Raw genomic sequence first — 16,681 nt, 5'->3', positions numbered from 1 at the left:
ACCCAAAGGCGGCCCGCCGCATCGACGCGGCCGTCGTTGAACCGCTGGTGGGGCTTGTCCGCGAGCACCGCGGGGCCGAAGGGGCGGGGCGTATCGCCCCATTTGTCGATCAACGCGCAACCGTTTTCTAGCGCCGCGACCAGCCCGCCTCCGGCGCGCGGCGCGATGCAACCGACCTGTTCGGCCAGTTCCATGACCTCGTCGACGCCCGTAGCAGGATCGGTGCGGTGAATTTTGCGGCCGTCGATATCGACCCAATAGAGACGCGATTCGGCGGCGTGCCAGACGGGCGATTCGCCGAGCAAGGCCCCGGCGTCGAGAAGCAATTCGACCATAGCGGGGTCTTAGCGCGGCGGGGCCGGGCTGCCCAGCGACTGCAAACCTATTCGGCCGTAACGAAAGGGTGCGGCTTCCTGCTTCGCCATCGCGGACTGGATCCGGGGTCCATTCACACAGCGTTGCGCAGATGGAACCCGGATCAAGTCGGCGACGGCGAGGAAAGACTAGGCGGCAACAAAAGAGTCTCATGCCGTAGCGTCTTTCCACTTGACGTGGACGTAAACGTAAGGTCTCTTGGCGGGGAAAGATGCGGCCGGCTCCCCCGCTTGGTTCGGCTGCGCTCAGGGAAAGGAACAAGATGTCGCTCGATAGTCTTTCGCGCTCCGCCTACACCGACGATCATGAGGCGTTCCGCGCAACGGTCCGCCAGTTCCTCGAAAAGGAGGTGGCCCCCAATCAGGCGCAATGGGCCGAGGACGGCATCGTGCCGAAGGCGATCTGGCCTAAAGCGGGCGAGCTCGGCCTGCTCTGCCCGACGGTTCCCGAAGAATATGGCGGGCTCGGCCTCGACTTCGGCTATAACGCGATCGTCGACGAGGAAAGCGCCTATTACGGCCGCGTCACGACGGGCTTTTCGCTCCAGTCGGATATCGTCACCAACTATATCGTCCGCTACGGCAGCGAAGAGCAGAAGAAGCATTGGCTGCCCAAGATGGTGTCGGGCGAGGTGATCACCGCGATCGCGATGACCGAACCGGGCACCGGCTCGGACCTTCAGGGGATGCGAACGACGGCGAAGAAGGATGGCAATCATTATGTCATCAACGGGTCGAAAACCTATATCACCAATGGCCAGAATGCCGACCTGGTCCTCGTCTGCGTCAAGACCGACACCGAGGTCGAACCCGCGTGGAAAGGCGTGTCGATCGTGCTCGTCGAGGCCGAGCGCGAAGGGTTCCAGCGCGGTCGCAATCTCGACAAGATCGGGCAGGACGAGGCCGATACGTCGGAACTCTTCTTCAACGACGTCCGTGTGCCGATCACCAACTGCCTCGGCGAAGAGGGCAAGGGCTTCATCTATCTGATGAGCGAGCTTCCCCAAGAGAGGCTTTCGATCGCAGTCAGCGCGCAGGCGTCGGCGCAGCGCGCGTTCGACGACACGGTCGAATATACGCGCGACCGCAAGGCGTTCGGCAAGCCGATCCTCGATTTCCAGAACAGCCGCTTCGTGCTGGCGGACCTCAAGGCGAAGCTGCAGGTCGGCTGGGCGCATCTTGACTGGGCGCTGGCGCGGCACTTGAAGAAGGAACTGACTCCCGAAGAGGGCGCCGCGGCGAAGCTGTGGCACACCGACCTCCAGTGGGAAGTCATGGACAAATGCCTCCAGCTCTTCGGCGGCGCCGGTTATATGAACGAATATCCGATCGCCCGCGCGTGGCGCGCCGCGCGCGTGACGCGGATATTTGGCGGCACGAACGAAATCATGAAGGAACTGATCGGGCGCAAGCTCTGATCGTCTGAAATCGCAGGAAAGGAATTCTCCCATGGCCACAGCCTACATCGTCGACGCCGTCCGCACTGCCGGCGGCAAGCGCGGCGGCCGTCTCGCCGGCGTCCACCCCGTCGACCTCGGCGCCGCGGTGTTCGACGCGATTGCCGACCGCAACGATTTCGACACCAAGGCGATCGACGACGTCATCACCGGCTGCGTGTCGCAGGGCGGCCAGCAGACGATGGACGTCGGCCGCAATGCGGTGCTCGCTTCGAAGCTGCCCGACTCGATCCCCGCCGTCACCATCGATCGCCAGTGCGGATCGTCGCAGCAGGCGATCCAGTTCGCCGCGCAGGCGGTGATGTCGGGAACGCAGGACATCGTGCTGGCGAGCGGCATCGAAAGCATGACGCGCGTGCCCATGGGCAGCGTCGCGACCTTGTTCATGAAGGAAGGGCTCGGCCATTATAAGTCCGAACGGCTCGAGGAAAAATATCCCGGCATCATGTTCAGCCAGTTCATGGGCGCCGAGATGATCGTCAAGAAGCATGGGCTGACCAAGGACGACCTCGATGCCTATGCGCTCGAAAGCCATCGCCGCGGCAAGGCCGCGACCGAAGCCGGCCATTTCAAGCGCGAGATCGTCGGGGTCGAGATCGACACCCCCGAAGGCCGTCAGATGCACCTCGTCGACGAAGGCATCCGTTTCGATGCGACCCTCGAAGGCATCGCAGGGGTCAAGATCCTGCAGGAAGGCGGCTCGATCACCGCCGCGACCAGCTCACAAATCTGCGATGGCGCTTCGGCGGCGCTCGTCGTTTCGGAACAGGCGCTGAAGGACCACAATCTCACGCCCCGCGCGCGCATCCACCATGTCTCGGTGACCGCGGGCGACCCGGTGATCATGCTCGAAGAGCCGCTGTTCGCGACCGAACGCGCGCTCAAAAAGGCAGGCATGAAGATCGAGGACATCGACGCCTATGAAGTGAACGAGGCATTCGCCCCGGTGCCTCTGGCGTGGCTCAAATATCTTGGCGGCGATCACGCGCGGCTCAACCAGCACGGCGGCGCGATCGCGCTCGGCCACCCGCTCGGCGCTTCGGGAACCAAGCTGATGGCGACTTTGCTCGGCGTGCTCGACGCGACCGGCGGCAAATATGGCCTGCAAACGATGTGCGAAGGTGGCGGCCAAGCCAACGTCACCATCATCGAGCGGCTTTGATAAGAATCCCCCCTCCCGCTTGCGGGAGGGCCCCTATGCCTATCCTCCCAACATGCCCCACCCAAACCCTCCCCTGAAGGGGAGGGCTTAAACGGAGACCAACATGAAACTCGATTCCACCGTATCCGCCGTCGTCACCGGCGGCGCCTCGGGCCTCGGCGCCGCCACCGCGCGCCTGCTCGCGTCGAAAGGCGTCAAGGTCGCGATCTTCGACCTGCAGGAAGAAAAGGGCAAAGCGATCGCCGAGGAACTCGGCGGCGTCTTCTGTGAATGCAACGTCACGGACGACGCCAGCGTCGATGCCGCCTTCGCCAAGGCGCGCGAAGCGATCGGACAGGAACGCATCCTCGTGAACTGCGCCGGCACCGGCAACGCGATCAAGACCGCCAGCCGCTCGAAGGAAGATGGCAGTATCAAGCATTTCCCGCTCGATGCGTTCAACTGGATCATCCAGATCAACCTCGTCGGCACCTTCCGCTGCATCGCCAAGTCGGCAGCGGGGATGCTGACGCTCGATCCGATGGAAGACGGCGAGCGCGGCGCGATCGTCAACACCGCGAGCGTCGCGGCCGAGGACGGCCAGATCGGCCAGGCGGCTTATTCGGCGTCGAAGGGCGGTGTCGTCGGCATGACGCTCCCCGTCGCGCGCGACCTCGCGTCGGAAAATATCCGCGTCAACACGATCCTGCCGGGCATCTTCGATACCCCGCTGCTCGCCGGCGCGCCGCAGAATGTCCGCGATGCATTGGGTGCCTCGGTGCTCAACCCGAAGCGCCTCGGCAATCCGCAAGAATATGCCAATCTCGCGCTTTGCATGATCGAGAATGGCTATTTCAACGGCGAGGACGTCCGCCTCGACGGCGGCATCCGCATGGGCCCGCGCTGATATGCCCAAACCGGAGAGCTGGCGGCTCGACGCCGCCAGCTACCCCGTCCACCTGGAATTGCAGACGCGGTTCCAGGACATGGACATCAACGGTCATCTCAACAATGTGGCCTTCGCCGCCTTGTTCGAAAGCGGACGCGTCCTCCTAAACCGCGACGTTCGTCCGCTCGAGGAGCGCCCCGCGAACGAGCGCACGATGGTTGCCGCGGTCGAGATCAACTATCTCGCTGAGGGCAATTTCCCCGACCCGGTACAGATCGCGACGGGTATCGGCCGGCTCGGCACCTCGAGCTGGACGATCGTGCAGGCAATGTTCCAGAATGGCGGTTGCATCGCGACCTGCGACACGGTGGTGGTGTGCCGCACCGACGGGCAGGCGAAGCCGCTGAGAGCGGCCATGGTGACGGAACTCGAAGCGAAGCTGGTGACGCCGGCCTAGAGCTTCTTGTCCGCATCGGGCACTGCGCGGATCAGGTCGCGCGCAAAGCCGATCAGGCCGATCTGGCGGCGGCGCTTCAGTCGCTCGGCACGCAAAATCGCCATGACCTCGTCGAAACAGCCCGCGACATGGTCGTTGATCAGGACATAGTCATAGCCGTCCCAGTGGCTGATCTCGTTCGCGGCGCGTTCCATGCGCGCGCTGATCACCTCGTCGCTGTCGGTCTTGCGCGCGCGCAGGCGACGTTCGAGTTCCTCCATCGTCGGCGGCAGCACGAAGACGCGCACGACGTCGGGGCCTGCCTCCTGATAGAGCTGCTGCGCGCCCTGCCAGTCGATATCGAACAGCACGTCCTTGCCCGCCTCGAGCAGCGCATCGACCGGCGCGCGCGGCGTGCCGTAACGATGCCCGAAGACATGCGCCCATTCGAGAAATTCGCCGTCGGCGGCCATCTTCTTGAAGGTTTCGGTGTCGACGAAATGATAATGGACGCCGTCGACTTCACCCGGACGCGGCGGCCGCGTCGTCGCGGAGATCGAGAGGGCGATATCCTTGTCAGCCTCGAGCATCATGCGCGAAATAGTGGTCTTGCCCGCGCCCGATGGCGAGGAGAGGACGAACAACACGCCGCGGCGGTTCAGGTGGACGCTTTCAGCCATGGGCGCTAATTGCGCGTGAGACGAGCGCGGTCAAGCGGGAAGGGGCATCGATGATTCTGGGGGTTTCGAGACGGGGCTGGCTGGTGGCCGCGGGACTTCTCGCAGCCTTCGCCGCGATCCTTTTCGCGATGGGGCGCCCACCGATCTGTCCGTGCGGCACGGTCAGCCTGTGGCACGGCGTGGTCCAATCGAACCAGAACAGCCAGCAGGTGTCGGACTGGTACAGCTTCAGTCACATCATCCACGGCTTTATTTTCTTCGGCCTTTCGCGCTGGCTGATCCCGCGCCAGCCTTTATGGGTCGCGCTCGCGCTCGCGATCGGGATCGAGGCGGCGTGGGAAATCCTCGAAAATTCGCCTATCATCATCGACCGTTATCGCGAAGTGACGATGGCCTATGGCTATTCGGGCGATTCGATCCTCAATTCGGTGAGCGATGCGCTCTTCATGATCCTCGGCTTCCTCGCGGCGAGCCGGATGCGCTGGTGGGCGACGGTCGCGATTGCGATCGCTTTCGAACTCTTCACGCTCTGGACGATCCGCGACAATCTGACGCTCAACGTACTGATGCTGGTGTCGCCGATCGAGGCGGTGAAGGAATGGCAGGCCGGCGCATAGTCTACAGGCCTTTGCGGCCGAATCCCCCGGATGGTTTGGGTGCGGACAAGTCGCCGGGCTTGCCGCCGGTCCGGTTGCGCATGTAGCGAGCAAGCGCCGCGTCGGGATCGAAGCTTGTCTCTTCGGGACGGATTCCGACTGGTTGCGGGGGCGCGGCGGTGGCGGTTTTTTCATCCGACCCGCGCGGTCTGGCGAAGAACATCCGTTTCAAGGCCCAGATGAAACAGGCCACGGCAGCAATCAGCAAGACGAGCGCCGACACATGATGGAACAGACGCGTGCCCGGATCGCCGGCCAGATCTCCCGCGCGTTCGAGCGCCTTGCTCAGCGTTCGCAGCCCGAAGCCGAGCGCGATCAGCGTGAGCGTGCGAAAGCCGGGCGGATTGAAAGCCATGACCGCCTTCAATAGTCGGCCATGGTGAGAATCGGGTTAATCGCCCGGAACGCCGATCAATGAAGCGCGCCGCTCCGCCCATTTGCGTCGACCGGGATGGCGGGAGGCAGCGCGTCGCCGATCGTCTCGCCATCGGTCGGCAATTCCGCCGCGCCCGCATAGGTATCGACCACGCCCGCATTCGCGAGTTCGGGGTCGAGCGCATGCGCTTCCGCCGCGGCCTTGCGCGCTTCGGACCGTTCAGCCCATTTCTTGGTGAGATAGGCACCCGCGACCGTCGCGGCGAGTACGGCGTATCGCTGCGGGAACAGGCGCCGCGCGGCGAACAATGTGCCCGCGCCAATCACCGCGCCCGCGACGGGATGGTTGCCCTTCTTCCGTCCGATGGCGCTGCCGAGGACGCCGCCTACGATCCGACCGATCATCTTCATCTCTCCTTCCCCTCTTCAATTCCCAAGGACGGCTCAGGGTTCCGATCCCAGCATGGCGCGCGGATCGACGACGCGGTCGAAGGTCGCGGCATCGACATAGCCGAGGTCGAGCGCCGCTTCCTTCAGCGTGCTGCCCGTTTCATGCGCATGTTTCGCGATTTTCGCGGCTTTGTCGTAGCCGATTTCGGGCGCGAGCGCGGTTACGAGCATCAGCGAGCGGTTCATCAGCTCGTCGATGCGCGCACGATTGGGTTCGATTCCGACGACGCAATGCTCGGTGAAGCCCGCCATGCCGATGCTCAGCAATTCGATCGAACGCAATATATTCGACCCGATCAGCGGCTTGAACACATTGAGTTCGAGATGGCCCTGCAAACCGCCGACGGTCACCGCCTGATGGTTGCCGATCACCTGCGCGGCGACCATCGTCAGCATCTCGCACTGCGTCGGATTGACCTTGCCCGGCATGATCGAGCTGCCCGGCTCGTTCGCAGGCAGGTCGAGCTCGCCAAGCCCCGCGCGCGGCCCTGATCCGAGCAAGCGGATATCGTTCGCGACCTTGGTCAGCGCGACGGCGAGCGTATTGAGCGCGCCCGAGAAGAAGACGAGCCCGTCGTTCGAGGCCAGCGCCTCGAACTTGTTGCGTGCGGGTTCGAAGGCGATGCCGGTGGATTTGGACAGCTCCTCTGCCATGGCGGTGTCAAAGCCCGCGGGGGCATTCAGGCCGGTGCCGACTGCGGTGCCACCCTGCGCGAGCTTGCAGATATTGTGCGCCAGTGCCCCCTCGATCCGCGCGCGGCACGCGATCAATTGCGCGACATAGCCCGAAAATTCATGACCGAGCGTCAGCGGGGTCGCGTCCTGCAAATGGGTGCGGCCTATCTTGACGATGTCCCCCCAGGCTTCGGCTTTGGCAGCGATCGCGTTGGTCAGTTCGATAAGCGACGGGATCAGCCGCACCGTCGTCTCGACCGCGACCGCGACGTGCAGCGCGGTCGGAAAGCTGTCGTTCGACGACTGGCTCATGTTGACATGGTCGTTGGGGTGGATGGGCGCCTTGCCGCCGCGCGTGCCCGCCAGCTTTTCGTTGGCGATCCCCGCGATCACCTCGTTCGCATTCATGTTCGACTGGGTGCCGCTGCCCGTTTGCCAGATCGCGAGTGGGAATTGGTCGTCGTAGGTGCCCGCGACCACCGCTTGGGCGGCCTCTGCGATGGCGTCGGCGAGGCCCGCATCGAGCCCATGGTTGCGGTTCACGCGCGCCGCCGCGCCCTTGATCCGCGCAAGCGCGTGGACAACCGGCATCGGCATGCGTTCGTGCGCTGGAAAAGCGAAATTGTGGCGGCTGCGCTCGGTCTGAGCGCCCCAATAGGCATCGGCGGGCACCTCGATCTCGCCAAGGGAATCGCTTTCAATTCGCGTGCTCATGCTACCAGCATCCTTGTCACCAAAATCGCCCCGGCCCAGATCATCGCGACGAGGCCGAGCAACTGCCAATAGCCGCCCTCGCCGATGCGGCGGCGCAGCCATGCGGCGGCAAGCCAGACGAGGACCAGCGCCGGTGTCAGCACCAGCAGGCTGAAGCGAAGCAGCCCGTCGGCGATCTGTCCGCGCGCATATTGGCCTTCGAACAGGGCATAGCCCTCGACGCCCCACCAAAAGGCACCGGTCAGCACGACCATCCCCGCGATTGCCCAAAATTGCCAGAAACGGCTGGGGGGCCAGTTGGCACCCACCGCGCTACCGCTTCTTGCCGAAGTCCACCGTCACGACATTCGAGCCATCCTCGGTCGTAACCTCGGGCCGGTCGTTGTCGGCTTCGTCATGCGGTTCGGGTTGCACCGTCTCGTCGTCGCTGACCTGGAATTGCAGGCCGAAATCGACCGATGGATCGACGAAGGCGGTGATCGAGGCATAGGGGATCGTCAGGATCGACGGCGTCTGGTTGAACGACAGGCCGACGCTGAAATGATCCTCCTCGACCTTCAGATCCCAAAAGCGGTTTTGCAGTACGATCGTCATTTCGTCGGGAAATTTGGCGATCAGGTGCGCGGGAATATCGACCCCGGCTGCCTGCGTCTTGAAGGTGATATAGAAATGATGCTCGCCGGGCAGGCTGTCATAGCCTTCGATCTGGCTCAGCACGCGGCCGACCACGGCGCGCAGCGCGTCCTGCACGATTTCGTCGTAGGGAATCAGGCTGTCGCGTACATCGTCACTCATGGGGCGACGGGATGAACGCGCGCCGCGTGCGGGTCAAGGGGGGTCAAGCGGGGGAGAGCGGCCTTGCAACGCGAAAAGTCGCTGCTATGGGGCATTTCATGCGAACCGCCACCGTCCAGCGCACGACCAAGGAAACGGACATCGCGATCACCGTCAATCTCGACGGGACGGGCGATTATTCGGTGTCCACCGGCATTGGTTTCCTCGACCATATGGTCGAACAATTGTCGCGCCACTCGTTGATCGACATTTCGATGCAGGTGAAGGGCGACCTTCATATCGATCAGCATCACACGGTAGAGGATTCGGCGCTCGCGCTCGGCGAAGCGGTTGCCAAGGCGCTCGGCGACAAGCGCGGCATCGCGCGTTACGGCGAGGCGCATGCGCCGATGGACGAGACATTGACGCGCTGCGTGCTCGACATTTCGGGACGTCCGCACTGCGTCTATAAGTCCAGCTTCTCGCAGCCGCGCCTCGGCGAGATGGACACCGAGATGTTTCCGCACTGGTTCCACAGCTTCGCGCAAACCGCGGGGATCACGCTGCACATCGAAATGCTGTATGGCGAGAACAACCATCACATTGCCGAAAGCATGTACAAGGCGCTGGCGCGTGCCTTGCGTCAGGCGGTCGAGATCGACCTGCGCAAGGGTGACGCTATCCCCTCGACCAAGGGGGTCCTCTAGGACCAGCCTATGAGTGCTATTGCCCTGATCGACTATGGCGCGGGCAATCTTCGCTCGGTGCATAACGCGCTCGTTGCGGCGGGCGCCGCGAATGTTGCAGTCACTGCCGATCCCGACGCCATCGCGAAAGCCGACCGCATCGTGCTGCCCGGCGTTGGCGCCTTTGCGGCCTGCATGAGCGGACTGTCGGCGATCGCGGGTCTGATCGAGGCGATGGACCAGCGCGTGCGTGGCGAAGGGGCGCCCTTCCTCGGCATCTGCGTCGGCATGCAATTGCTCGCCGGCGCGGGCGAGGAGCACGGTAGGCACAAAGGGCTCGGCTGGATCGGCGGTACGGTGCGCGCGTTCGATCCCGCGCCGGGCCTCCGCATCCCGCACATGGGCTGGAACGACGTGGTGCCAACCTTCGCGCATCCGGTGATCGCTGCGGGTGAGGCCTATTATCTCCACGGCTATCATTTCGCCGATGCCGCGCATGTCGCCGCGACCAGCAGCCATGGTTCGACCTTCACCGCGGCGGTGGCGAAGGACAATATCGTTGGTGTCCAGTTCCACCCCGAAAAGAGCCAGGCCTACGGCCTCGCAACGCTTGAAAGGTTTCTCCAGTGGCGGCCCTGACCATCTTCCCTGCAATCGACCTCAAGGGCGGGCAGGTGGTGCGGCTTGCCGAGGGCGACATGGCGCGCGCCACCGTCTACGGCGACGACCCGGCGGCGCAGGCGCGCCTCTTCGCCGAAGCCGGATCGGACCACCTCCACGTCGTCGATCTCGACGGCGCCTTCGCGGGTGCCAGCGTCAACGGCGCCGCGGTCGAGTCGATCGTCGCGGCCTTCCCCGGCAAGGTGCAGGTCGGCGGCGGCATCCGTGATCGTGCCGGCGTCGACCGCTGGCTGGCGCTTGGCGTGGAGCGCGTGATCATCGGCACCGCGGCGCTCAAGGACCCCGAATTCGTGAAGTCCGCCGCGCGCGACCTGCCCGGCCGGATCGTCGTCGGGGTCGACGCGCGTGACGGCATGGTCGCGACCGAGGGCTGGGCGGACGTCTCCGACGTGCGCGTCGAGGACCTCGCGCGCCGCTTCGAGGATGCCGGGGTTGCGGCGCTGCTCTTCACCGACGTCGGCCGCGACGGCCTGCTCAAGGGCTGCAATGTCGAGGCGACGGTTGCGCTTGCGCAGGCGGTCGCCATCCCGGTGATCGCGAGCGGCGGCGTCGCCGATATCGGCGATATCCACGCGCTGCGCCCGCATGTCGCAAACGGGATCGAAGGCGTCATCACCGGCCGGGCGCTATACGACGGCCGCCTCGACCTCGCCGAAGCGATCGCGGCGGGGCGGGCGTGAGAAACGCCTCCTTCTTCACTAGTGTCGAGCTTAGTCGAGACACGTCTTGGTTGGTCGCTACCGTTCAATGTGTCTCGACTTCGCTCGACACGAACGGGGTTGAAAGGTTGGTATTGTGACCGTCCGCGTCCGCGTCATCCCCTGCCTCGATGTCGCCGACGGGCGCGTCGTGAAAGGCGTCAATTTCGTCGACCTGCGCGACGCGGGCGATCCGGTCGAGGCCGCACGCGCCTATGACGCCGCGGGCGCCGACGAACTTTGCTTCCTCGACATCAGCGCGAGCCACCAGGGTCGCGGCACCCTGCTCGACATGGTCGCGCGCACCGCCGAGGTGTGCTTCATGCCGCTCACCGTCGGCGGCGGGGTGCGCAGCGCCGACGATGCGCGCGCGCTATTGCTCGCGGGCGCCGACAAGGTCGCGGTCAACAGCGCCGCCGTCGCGCGCCCCGAACTCGTCGCCGACATCGCCGACCGCTTCGGCAGCCAATGCGCGGTCGGCAGCATCGACGCGCGGCGGGTCGGGGACGGCCGGTGGGAAATCTTTACTCATGGCGGTCGCAACCCCACGGGCATCGACGCGCTCGACCACGCCGTGAGCCTCGCCACTCTTGGCGCGGGCGAATTGCTCGTCACCAGCATGGACCGCGACGGCACCAAGGACGGCTACGACCTCGCGCTTACCCGCGCCATCGCCGACGCGGTCAGCGTGCCCGTGATCGCATCGGGCGGCGTCGGCCATCTCGACCATCTGGTCGCCGGCGTGGTCGAAGGCGGCGCCAGCGCTGTCCTCGCTGCGAGCATCTTCCACTTTGGCGAAGCGACGATCGCCGACGCGCACGCGCGGCTGGCGGCCGCGGGATTGCCCGTTCGCGCGCATTAAATTGTGTCCCAAGGGGTATTCAGGCGCGAAAGCGGCTGCAATAGAAGCCCGATGACCGCAAAGCTCCGCCTCGCCGATCGCACCAACGACATCTTCCCGATCCTCGGCTTTGTTGCGGCAATGGCGAGCCTTGCGATGCCGCTAAACCCCTGGTTCGTTGCCTTCATCCTCTGCGGTGCGGTCGTCGCCGCGGTCCATCATGCCGAGGTGATCGCGCACCGCGTCGGCGAACCCTTCGGCACGCTGATCCTCGCGCTCGCGGTGACGGTGATCGAGGTCGGGCTGATCCTTACGCTGATGCAGGCCGAACCCGAAAAGGCCCAGACGCTCGCGCGCGATACGGTGTTCGCGGCGGTCATGGTGATCCTCAATCTCTTGATGGGGCTCTGCCTTTTGAGCGGGGCGATCCGCCATCACGAACAGCGTTTCCAGCGCACCGGCATGGGCGCCGCGCTTGCGACGCTGACCGTGCTGACGGTCGTCACGCTGGTGCTGCCCAATTTTACCTCGAGCGTGCCGGGCCCCTTCTATTCGGCAACCCAGCTCGGTTTCGTCGCCGTGGTGTCGCTGATCCTCTACGCGACCTTCGCGCTCGTCCAGACAGTGCGCCACCGCGATTATTTCCTTCCCGACGGCGATGCCGACGGTGATGGGGTGCCCGACGCGCACGCCCCGCCGCCGAGCGTGCAGCGCACTGCCATTTCGGGCGCGCTGCTCCTCGCCAGCCTCGTCGCGGTCGTGCTGCTCGCCAAAAATCTTTCGCCGGTGATGGGCGCGCTGCTTGCCGACTGGGGCGCGCCGCCAGCGGTGCTCGGCGTGCTGATCGCGGCGCTGATCCTCGCGCCGGAAGGACTCGCGGCGGTGCGCGCAGCGAAGGCCGACCGCCTCCAGACCAGCCTCAACCTCGCCCTGGGCTCGGCGCTCGCGACCATCGGGCTCACGATTCCGGCGGTCGCGATCCTCTCGATCGCCGCCAACATGCCGATCGGTCTCGGGCTCGATGCCAAGTCGACCGTGCTGCTGTTCCTGTCGCTGATCGTGTCGGTGCAGACGCTGGCGAACGGCCGCACCACGGTGCTGCAGGGGGTGATTCACCTGATGTTGTTCGCGATATACCTTTTCACGACCTTCGTGCCATAATTCGGTTTCAGCTTTGCTGAAAGGAGGCGGCACCGGCCTCGAACATCAAGTCTTGCGAACGAACACCGTCCCCGCGCTATAACCCGCACCGAACGAACAGATCAGCCCGGTATCGCCTGCCGCCATATCCTCATGGTTCAGGTGAAAGGCGATGATCGATCCCGCGCTCGACGTATTGCCATAGGTGTCGAGCACCGTTGGACTTTCGTCGTCGCTGGCCTCGTGGCCGAGCACGCGCTGCGCGATCAGCCGGTTCATGTTGGTGTTCGCCTGATGCAGCCACAGGCGGCGCATATCGCTGCCTTGGAGCTTCAGCACGTCCATCTGCTCGACGATCAGGTTCGCGACCCACGGCACGACTTCCTTGAATACCTTGCGGCCTTCCTGAACGAACAGCTTGTCGCTCTTCGGTCCCGACTGGTCGATGCCGCCGTGGCCGCGGTTGAGGAAACCGAAATTGTTGCGGATGTTGTTGCTGAACTGCGTTTTCAGCTTGGTGCCGAGGATATCCCAATGGCCCTTGGGCGCGATGTCCTTGGCCTCGACAAGGATTGCGGTCGCGACGTCGCCGAAGATGAAATGACTGTCGCGGTCGCGCCAGTTCAAATGCCCCGAACAGATCTCGGGGTTTACGACGAGTACGCTCTTTGCATGCCCCGCGCGGATATAGTCGGCGGCGGTCTGGATGCCGAAGGTCGCCGACGAGCAGGCGACATTCATGTCGAAGCCGAAGCCGTCGATGCCGAGCGCGTCCTGGATTTCGACCGCCATCGCCGGATAGGGGCGCTGCATGTTCGACGCGGCGCACAGCACCGCATCGACGTCCTCTGCGTCGCGCCCGGCGCGTGCCAGCGCGTCTTTCGCCGCCGCAACGCCGATTTCGGCGAGGATCGAGATTTCGTCGTTACTGCGCTCGGCAATGCGCGGCGCCATGTGATGCGGATCGAGAATGCCCGCCTTGTCGACGACGAAACGTGACCCGATCCCGCTCGCCTTCTCGATGAATTCGACACTCGATTCCGTCAGTTCGGGCGCTTCGCCCGCCGCGATCGCGGCCGCATTTTCCCTATTGTGCAGTGCAACATAGGCGTTAAAACTGGCGACAAGTTCTTCGTTGGAGATCGCTTCGGCGGGGGTGAAAAGGCCGGTTGCCGAAATGACCGGTTGCGGTGCGTTGGACATGATGGACCTGCGTGTGTCTTATGGTTTCAAGACACGCTGATTAGGCCCCGTCGCGGCATCGCGCAACGCCCCGTGATTAGCTGAACGCGTCCCGACATCATGGTTAACCTGTCACTAACCAATTTGGTGGCAGACTGTCAGATGCAGGCCTCCGGGGGGATGGCTCCCCGGGCGCCGTGCGGGAGCATGACCATGGCGACGCGTTCAGGACCGGCCGCAGGCGACCTGTCCCTTTCCGAAATCAAGGAGTTTGCGGGCTTTCCCGCAGCCACCCAGCGCTACATCCGCCGTTCGCTCGACATCGGGCTCGAACGCGACGACGCGATCGCGCGCTGGTCGCGCGACATGGTTGAGGAAACCGCGATCCGCGTTCAGGCGCGCGTTTACCAGCGGCTCGAAGAGATTCGCGATCATATCCCCGACGACAGCGGGCTCGACGCGCTCGAAGGTTTCATGGCCCCGCTCATCGCGGTGTCGGCTTTCGACCTGGGACAGGATCGCCTGCCCGGTTTTGCCTCCTATCGCTTCCTTTACGAACGGCTGCTTGGCGCGCATGCGCGGCCGTGGCTGCCCGGCGCCTTTTGCGCCGCGGCCTCGCTGCCGCACCTGCATCCCGACAAGCGCAAGGTCTTGCTCCAGTCGATCAGCGAAGCCGCCGCCACCGCCCCTGGCTGGTCGGCGCGCGAGCCGAGCTTCTATCCTGAATGGGTCGACAAGATCGACGAGACCAAGCCCGCGAATTGAACAACGGCGGCATTGGGGTGGAAAGCGGACGGTGCACCTCCCAGCTTCGTCATCCCGGATGAAGTCCGGGATGACGACGAAGAGAATGTCGGCAATCGGTCGCTAGCTGTCCTTGGACGCCAATCCCCGCTCCGCCGGCACTGGTTGCGAAGGCGGCGTTCGCCTTCGTCCTTGCGCATCGGTGGGCTGCAATCGGATGAAAGCCGCCGGGAGCCAAGCGCCATTGTGAGCGCGCGCGGGGCGAGCTAAGGCAGCGCACGTGACCGCGCCCCTTCTCCGCATCGCTGCTTTCGCCGACCGCAGGCCCAAGCTTTTCGCCCTGCTGCTAGGTGCCGTTTCGGCGACGGGTTTCGCGCCGCTGGGCTTGTGGCCGTTGACCCTGCTCGCGCTGGCGGGCTGGATGACGCTTGTCACGCGCAGTGCCAAGGGGCGACACGCCTTCAGCGTTGGCTGGGCCTTTGGGGTCGGGCATTTCACCATCGGTCTGAACTGGATCGCCACCGCCTTCACCTATCAGGCGGCGATGCCAGCGTGGCTCGGGTGGATCGCGGTGCTGCTGCTGGCGCTCTATCTTGCGGTCTATCCAGCGCTCGCGGCGTGGGGGACTTGGATGGTCGCGCGGTTCCGCGGCGGCACCGGCACCGCCATCTCGCTCTCCTCCATTCTTGCCTTCGCTGCGCTGTGGACGCTCACCGAATGGCTGCGCAGCTGGGTGTTCACCGGTTTCGCCTGGAATCCCTTGAGCGCCATTTTGACGCCGAATATGATTCTCCTGTCGCCCGCCCGGTTTGTCGGTTCTTATGGAATGTCGGCGGTCGTCATGTTGATCGCGAGCTTCATTCTGGTGCAAGCTATAAGATGGGTGCCGGCATGGTGGCAGGCGCTGGGCTCATCCTTGCGGGAAGGCACCTTTCCGACCGTCATTCTTGGCGGGGGGCTCGCGGCCATTTTTATTCTTTCCGTCCCCTTTTTCTATATGGCCCAGGTCGGCATTCTGACCGGCTCACCCGGTGACGATGCGGCACAAGCGGCGCGCAAATCCGTCCCCATCACCGTCGTCCAGCCCAATGTCGGGCAGCAGGACAAGTGGGAGGGCAGCAAGGCCGATGCCAATTTCGCCAAACTCGCGCGGCTGACCGCACCGCAAGACGACACGCCGCGCCTGATCCTGTGGCCCGAAGCGGCGGTGCCCGACTATCTCGAGACCGGATATCCGTCCGTCTATTACGACCGCTCGCCCGCCGAGGCGCGCGGCCGGATCACGAGCCTGATGAATTCCGGTGATGTCATGCTGCTCGGCGCGCTCAAGCTCGAACTCGACCGTACGGGCGAGGTCGTCGGCGCGCGCAATGCGGTGATGACCATCCATGCCGACGGCACGCTCGGCCCGCGTTACGACAAGTCGCACCTCGTCCCCTATGGCGAATATCTGCCGATGCGGCCGATCCTGTCGGCGATCGGCCTGTCGCGGCTTGCCCCCGGCGATATCGATTTCTGGCCGGGACCGGGGCCGCGCACGCTGTCGTTGCCAGCCGTAACACGCAGCTATTATCCCGAAACAGTTCGGCACCGGCTAAGGCACGCGCCTCCCTCCGTCATGCCTCCTCCTTCCATCGAAACATTGCGCCCAGCGATAAAAATCGGGCTGCAGATCTGCTACGAGATCATCTTTTCGGGCCAGGTCGTCGACCGCGCGCACCGACCCGATTTCATCTTCAATCCGTCGAACGACGCCTGGTTCGGCGCATGGGGCCCGCCGCAGCATCTGGCGCAGGCCCGCCTTCGCGCGATCGAAGAGGGTTTGCCGGTCGTCCGCGCCACACCGACGGGGATCAGCGCGGTGATCGACGCCAACGGCCGCATACTCGAATCGCTGCCGATGCATGCCGCCGGGCGCATCGATACGACGGTCCCGCGCGCCCATGCACCGACGCCCTTTGCGCGCTTTGGCAACATGCTGCCGGTCGCATTCGGCCTGCTGCTGCTCGCGCTGGCCATTGCCTTTCGCCGGCGCGGGCGCTAACAGCACCCTCACATAAAGCTTCCTTTATATTCGACTCCCCTCTT

The 16,681-nt window shown here is 64.5% G+C and carries 20 protein-coding genes; 12 read left to right on the top strand and 8 right to left on the bottom strand.

Features of this window, described 5'->3' with window-relative positions:
• Positions 1-335, bottom strand: a 335-nt coding sequence (locus ATE71_RS16630) for an SMP-30/gluconolactonase/LRE family protein (protein WP_160328059.1), incomplete at its 3' end; no start/stop codon positions are given.
• Positions 336-637: 302 nt separating this feature from the next.
• Here ATE71_RS16630 and ATE71_RS16625 point away from each other — a divergent pair.
• From ATE71_RS16625 to ATE71_RS16610, 4 genes are all read left to right on the top strand, one after another.
• Positions 638-1,792, top strand: a complete 1,155-nt coding sequence (locus tag ATE71_RS16625) for an acyl-CoA dehydrogenase family protein (protein WP_058804430.1) — start codon at positions 638-640, stop codon at positions 1,790-1,792.
• Positions 1,793-1,823: 31 nt separating this feature from the next.
• Positions 1,824-2,993 (top strand): acetyl-CoA C-acetyltransferase, encoded by a 1,170-nt coding sequence (locus ATE71_RS16620; protein WP_058804429.1) that lies wholly within the window; start codon positions 1,824-1,826, stop codon positions 2,991-2,993.
• A gap of 103 nt (positions 2,994-3,096) precedes the next feature.
• Positions 3,097-3,879, top strand: a complete 783-nt coding sequence (locus ATE71_RS16615; RefSeq protein WP_058804428.1) for an SDR family NAD(P)-dependent oxidoreductase — start codon at positions 3,097-3,099, stop codon at positions 3,877-3,879.
• 1 nt (position 3,880) lies between these two features.
• A complete protein-coding gene (locus ATE71_RS16610; RefSeq protein WP_058804427.1) occupies positions 3,881-4,318 on the top strand; it encodes an acyl-CoA thioesterase in 438 nt (145 codons plus the stop codon).
• Here ATE71_RS16610 and gmk read toward each other — a convergent pair.
• Entirely contained in the window at positions 4,315-4,977 is a 663-nt protein-coding gene (gmk, locus tag ATE71_RS16605) for a guanylate kinase (RefSeq protein WP_058804426.1), read from the bottom strand. The two genes, ATE71_RS16610 and gmk, sit on opposite strands and share 4 nt — an antisense overlap.
• A 50-nt stretch (positions 4,978-5,027) precedes the next feature.
• On the opposite strand from gmk, the gene ATE71_RS16600 reads away from it, so the two are divergent.
• Entirely contained in the window at positions 5,028-5,594 is a 567-nt protein-coding gene (locus ATE71_RS16600) for a DUF2585 domain-containing protein (RefSeq protein WP_058804425.1), read from the top strand.
• Position 5,595: 1 nt separating this feature from the next.
• On the opposite strand, the gene ATE71_RS16595 is transcribed toward ATE71_RS16600, so the two are convergent.
• Genes ATE71_RS16595 through ATE71_RS16575 form a run of 5 tightly spaced genes read right to left on the bottom strand, consistent with a single transcriptional unit; the run spans position 5,596 to position 8,642 of the window.
• Positions 5,596-5,988 (bottom strand): hypothetical protein, encoded by a 393-nt coding sequence (locus tag ATE71_RS16595; RefSeq protein WP_058804424.1) that lies wholly within the window; start codon positions 5,986-5,988, stop codon positions 5,596-5,598.
• A 56-nt stretch (positions 5,989-6,044) separates the two neighbouring features.
• Complete coding sequence (locus tag ATE71_RS16590; protein ID WP_235588052.1) at positions 6,045-6,413, bottom strand: hypothetical protein; 369 nt, start codon at positions 6,411-6,413, stop codon at positions 6,045-6,047.
• A gap of 39 nt (positions 6,414-6,452) precedes the next feature.
• Complete coding sequence (gene fumC / locus ATE71_RS16585; protein WP_058804422.1) at positions 6,453-7,847, bottom strand: class II fumarate hydratase; 1,395 nt, start codon at positions 7,845-7,847, stop codon at positions 6,453-6,455.
• On the bottom strand, positions 7,844-8,155 hold the full coding sequence (locus ATE71_RS16580; protein WP_152998817.1) for a hypothetical protein: 312 nt from the start codon (positions 8,153-8,155) through the stop codon (positions 7,844-7,846). The genes fumC and ATE71_RS16580 overlap by 4 nt, the downstream gene beginning before the upstream one ends.
• Positions 8,156-8,159: 4 nt before the next feature.
• Entirely contained in the window at positions 8,160-8,642 is a 483-nt protein-coding gene (locus tag ATE71_RS16575; RefSeq protein ID WP_058804420.1) for an SspB family protein, read from the bottom strand.
• A gap of 98 nt (positions 8,643-8,740) precedes the next feature.
• Between ATE71_RS16575 and hisB the strand changes: the two genes are divergently transcribed.
• The 5 genes from hisB to ATE71_RS16550 all read left to right on the top strand — a co-directional run bounded on the left by hisB (position 8,741) and on the right by ATE71_RS16550 (position 12,688).
• The gene (gene hisB / locus ATE71_RS16570; protein WP_058804437.1) at positions 8,741-9,328 is read left to right on the top strand and encodes an imidazoleglycerol-phosphate dehydratase HisB; all 588 of its coding nucleotides are present in this window, start codon (positions 8,741-8,743) and stop codon (positions 9,326-9,328) included.
• Positions 9,329-9,337: 9 nt separating this feature from the next.
• Complete coding sequence (gene hisH, locus ATE71_RS16565; RefSeq protein WP_058804419.1) at positions 9,338-9,946, top strand: imidazole glycerol phosphate synthase subunit HisH; 609 nt, start codon at positions 9,338-9,340, stop codon at positions 9,944-9,946.
• Positions 9,934-10,668 carry a 1-(5-phosphoribosyl)-5-[(5-phosphoribosylamino)methylideneamino]imidazole-4-carboxamide isomerase gene (gene hisA, locus ATE71_RS16560; RefSeq protein ID WP_058804418.1) on the top strand — a complete coding sequence of 245 codons (735 nt, stop codon included), beginning with the start codon at positions 9,934-9,936 and terminating at the stop codon, positions 10,666-10,668. Before hisH ends, hisA begins: the two co-directional genes overlap by 13 nt.
• A 115-nt stretch (positions 10,669-10,783) precedes the next feature.
• Entirely contained in the window at positions 10,784-11,548 is a 765-nt protein-coding gene (hisF, locus tag ATE71_RS16555) for an imidazole glycerol phosphate synthase subunit HisF (RefSeq protein WP_058804417.1), read from the top strand.
• 51 nt (positions 11,549-11,599) lie between these two features.
• Entirely contained in the window at positions 11,600-12,688 is a 1,089-nt protein-coding gene (locus tag ATE71_RS16550; RefSeq protein ID WP_058804416.1) for a calcium:proton antiporter, read from the top strand.
• Between the two features lie 45 nt (positions 12,689-12,733).
• On the opposite strand, the gene ATE71_RS16545 is transcribed toward ATE71_RS16550, so the two are convergent.
• Positions 12,734-13,870 (bottom strand): beta-ketoacyl-ACP synthase III, encoded by a 1,137-nt coding sequence (locus ATE71_RS16545; RefSeq protein ID WP_058804415.1) that lies wholly within the window; start codon positions 13,868-13,870, stop codon positions 12,734-12,736.
• Positions 13,871-14,062: 192 nt separating this feature from the next.
• On the opposite strand from ATE71_RS16545, the gene ATE71_RS16540 reads away from it, so the two are divergent.
• Entirely contained in the window at positions 14,063-14,614 is a 552-nt protein-coding gene (locus ATE71_RS16540) for a hypothetical protein (RefSeq protein ID WP_058804414.1), read from the top strand.
• A 259-nt stretch (positions 14,615-14,873) separates the two neighbouring features.
• Entirely contained in the window at positions 14,874-16,637 is a 1,764-nt protein-coding gene (lnt, locus tag ATE71_RS16535; protein WP_058804413.1) for an apolipoprotein N-acyltransferase, read from the top strand.
• Positions 16,638-16,681: the final 44 nt, after the last annotated feature.

Origin of the sequence: Sphingopyxis sp. H115, from assembly GCF_001468465.1 — a bacterium.
Taxonomy (GTDB): Bacteria; Pseudomonadota; Alphaproteobacteria; order Sphingomonadales; family Sphingomonadaceae; genus Sphingopyxis.
Note: the sequence above shows the minus strand (reverse complement) of the source record. Positions and strands in the feature narration are given on the sequence as shown.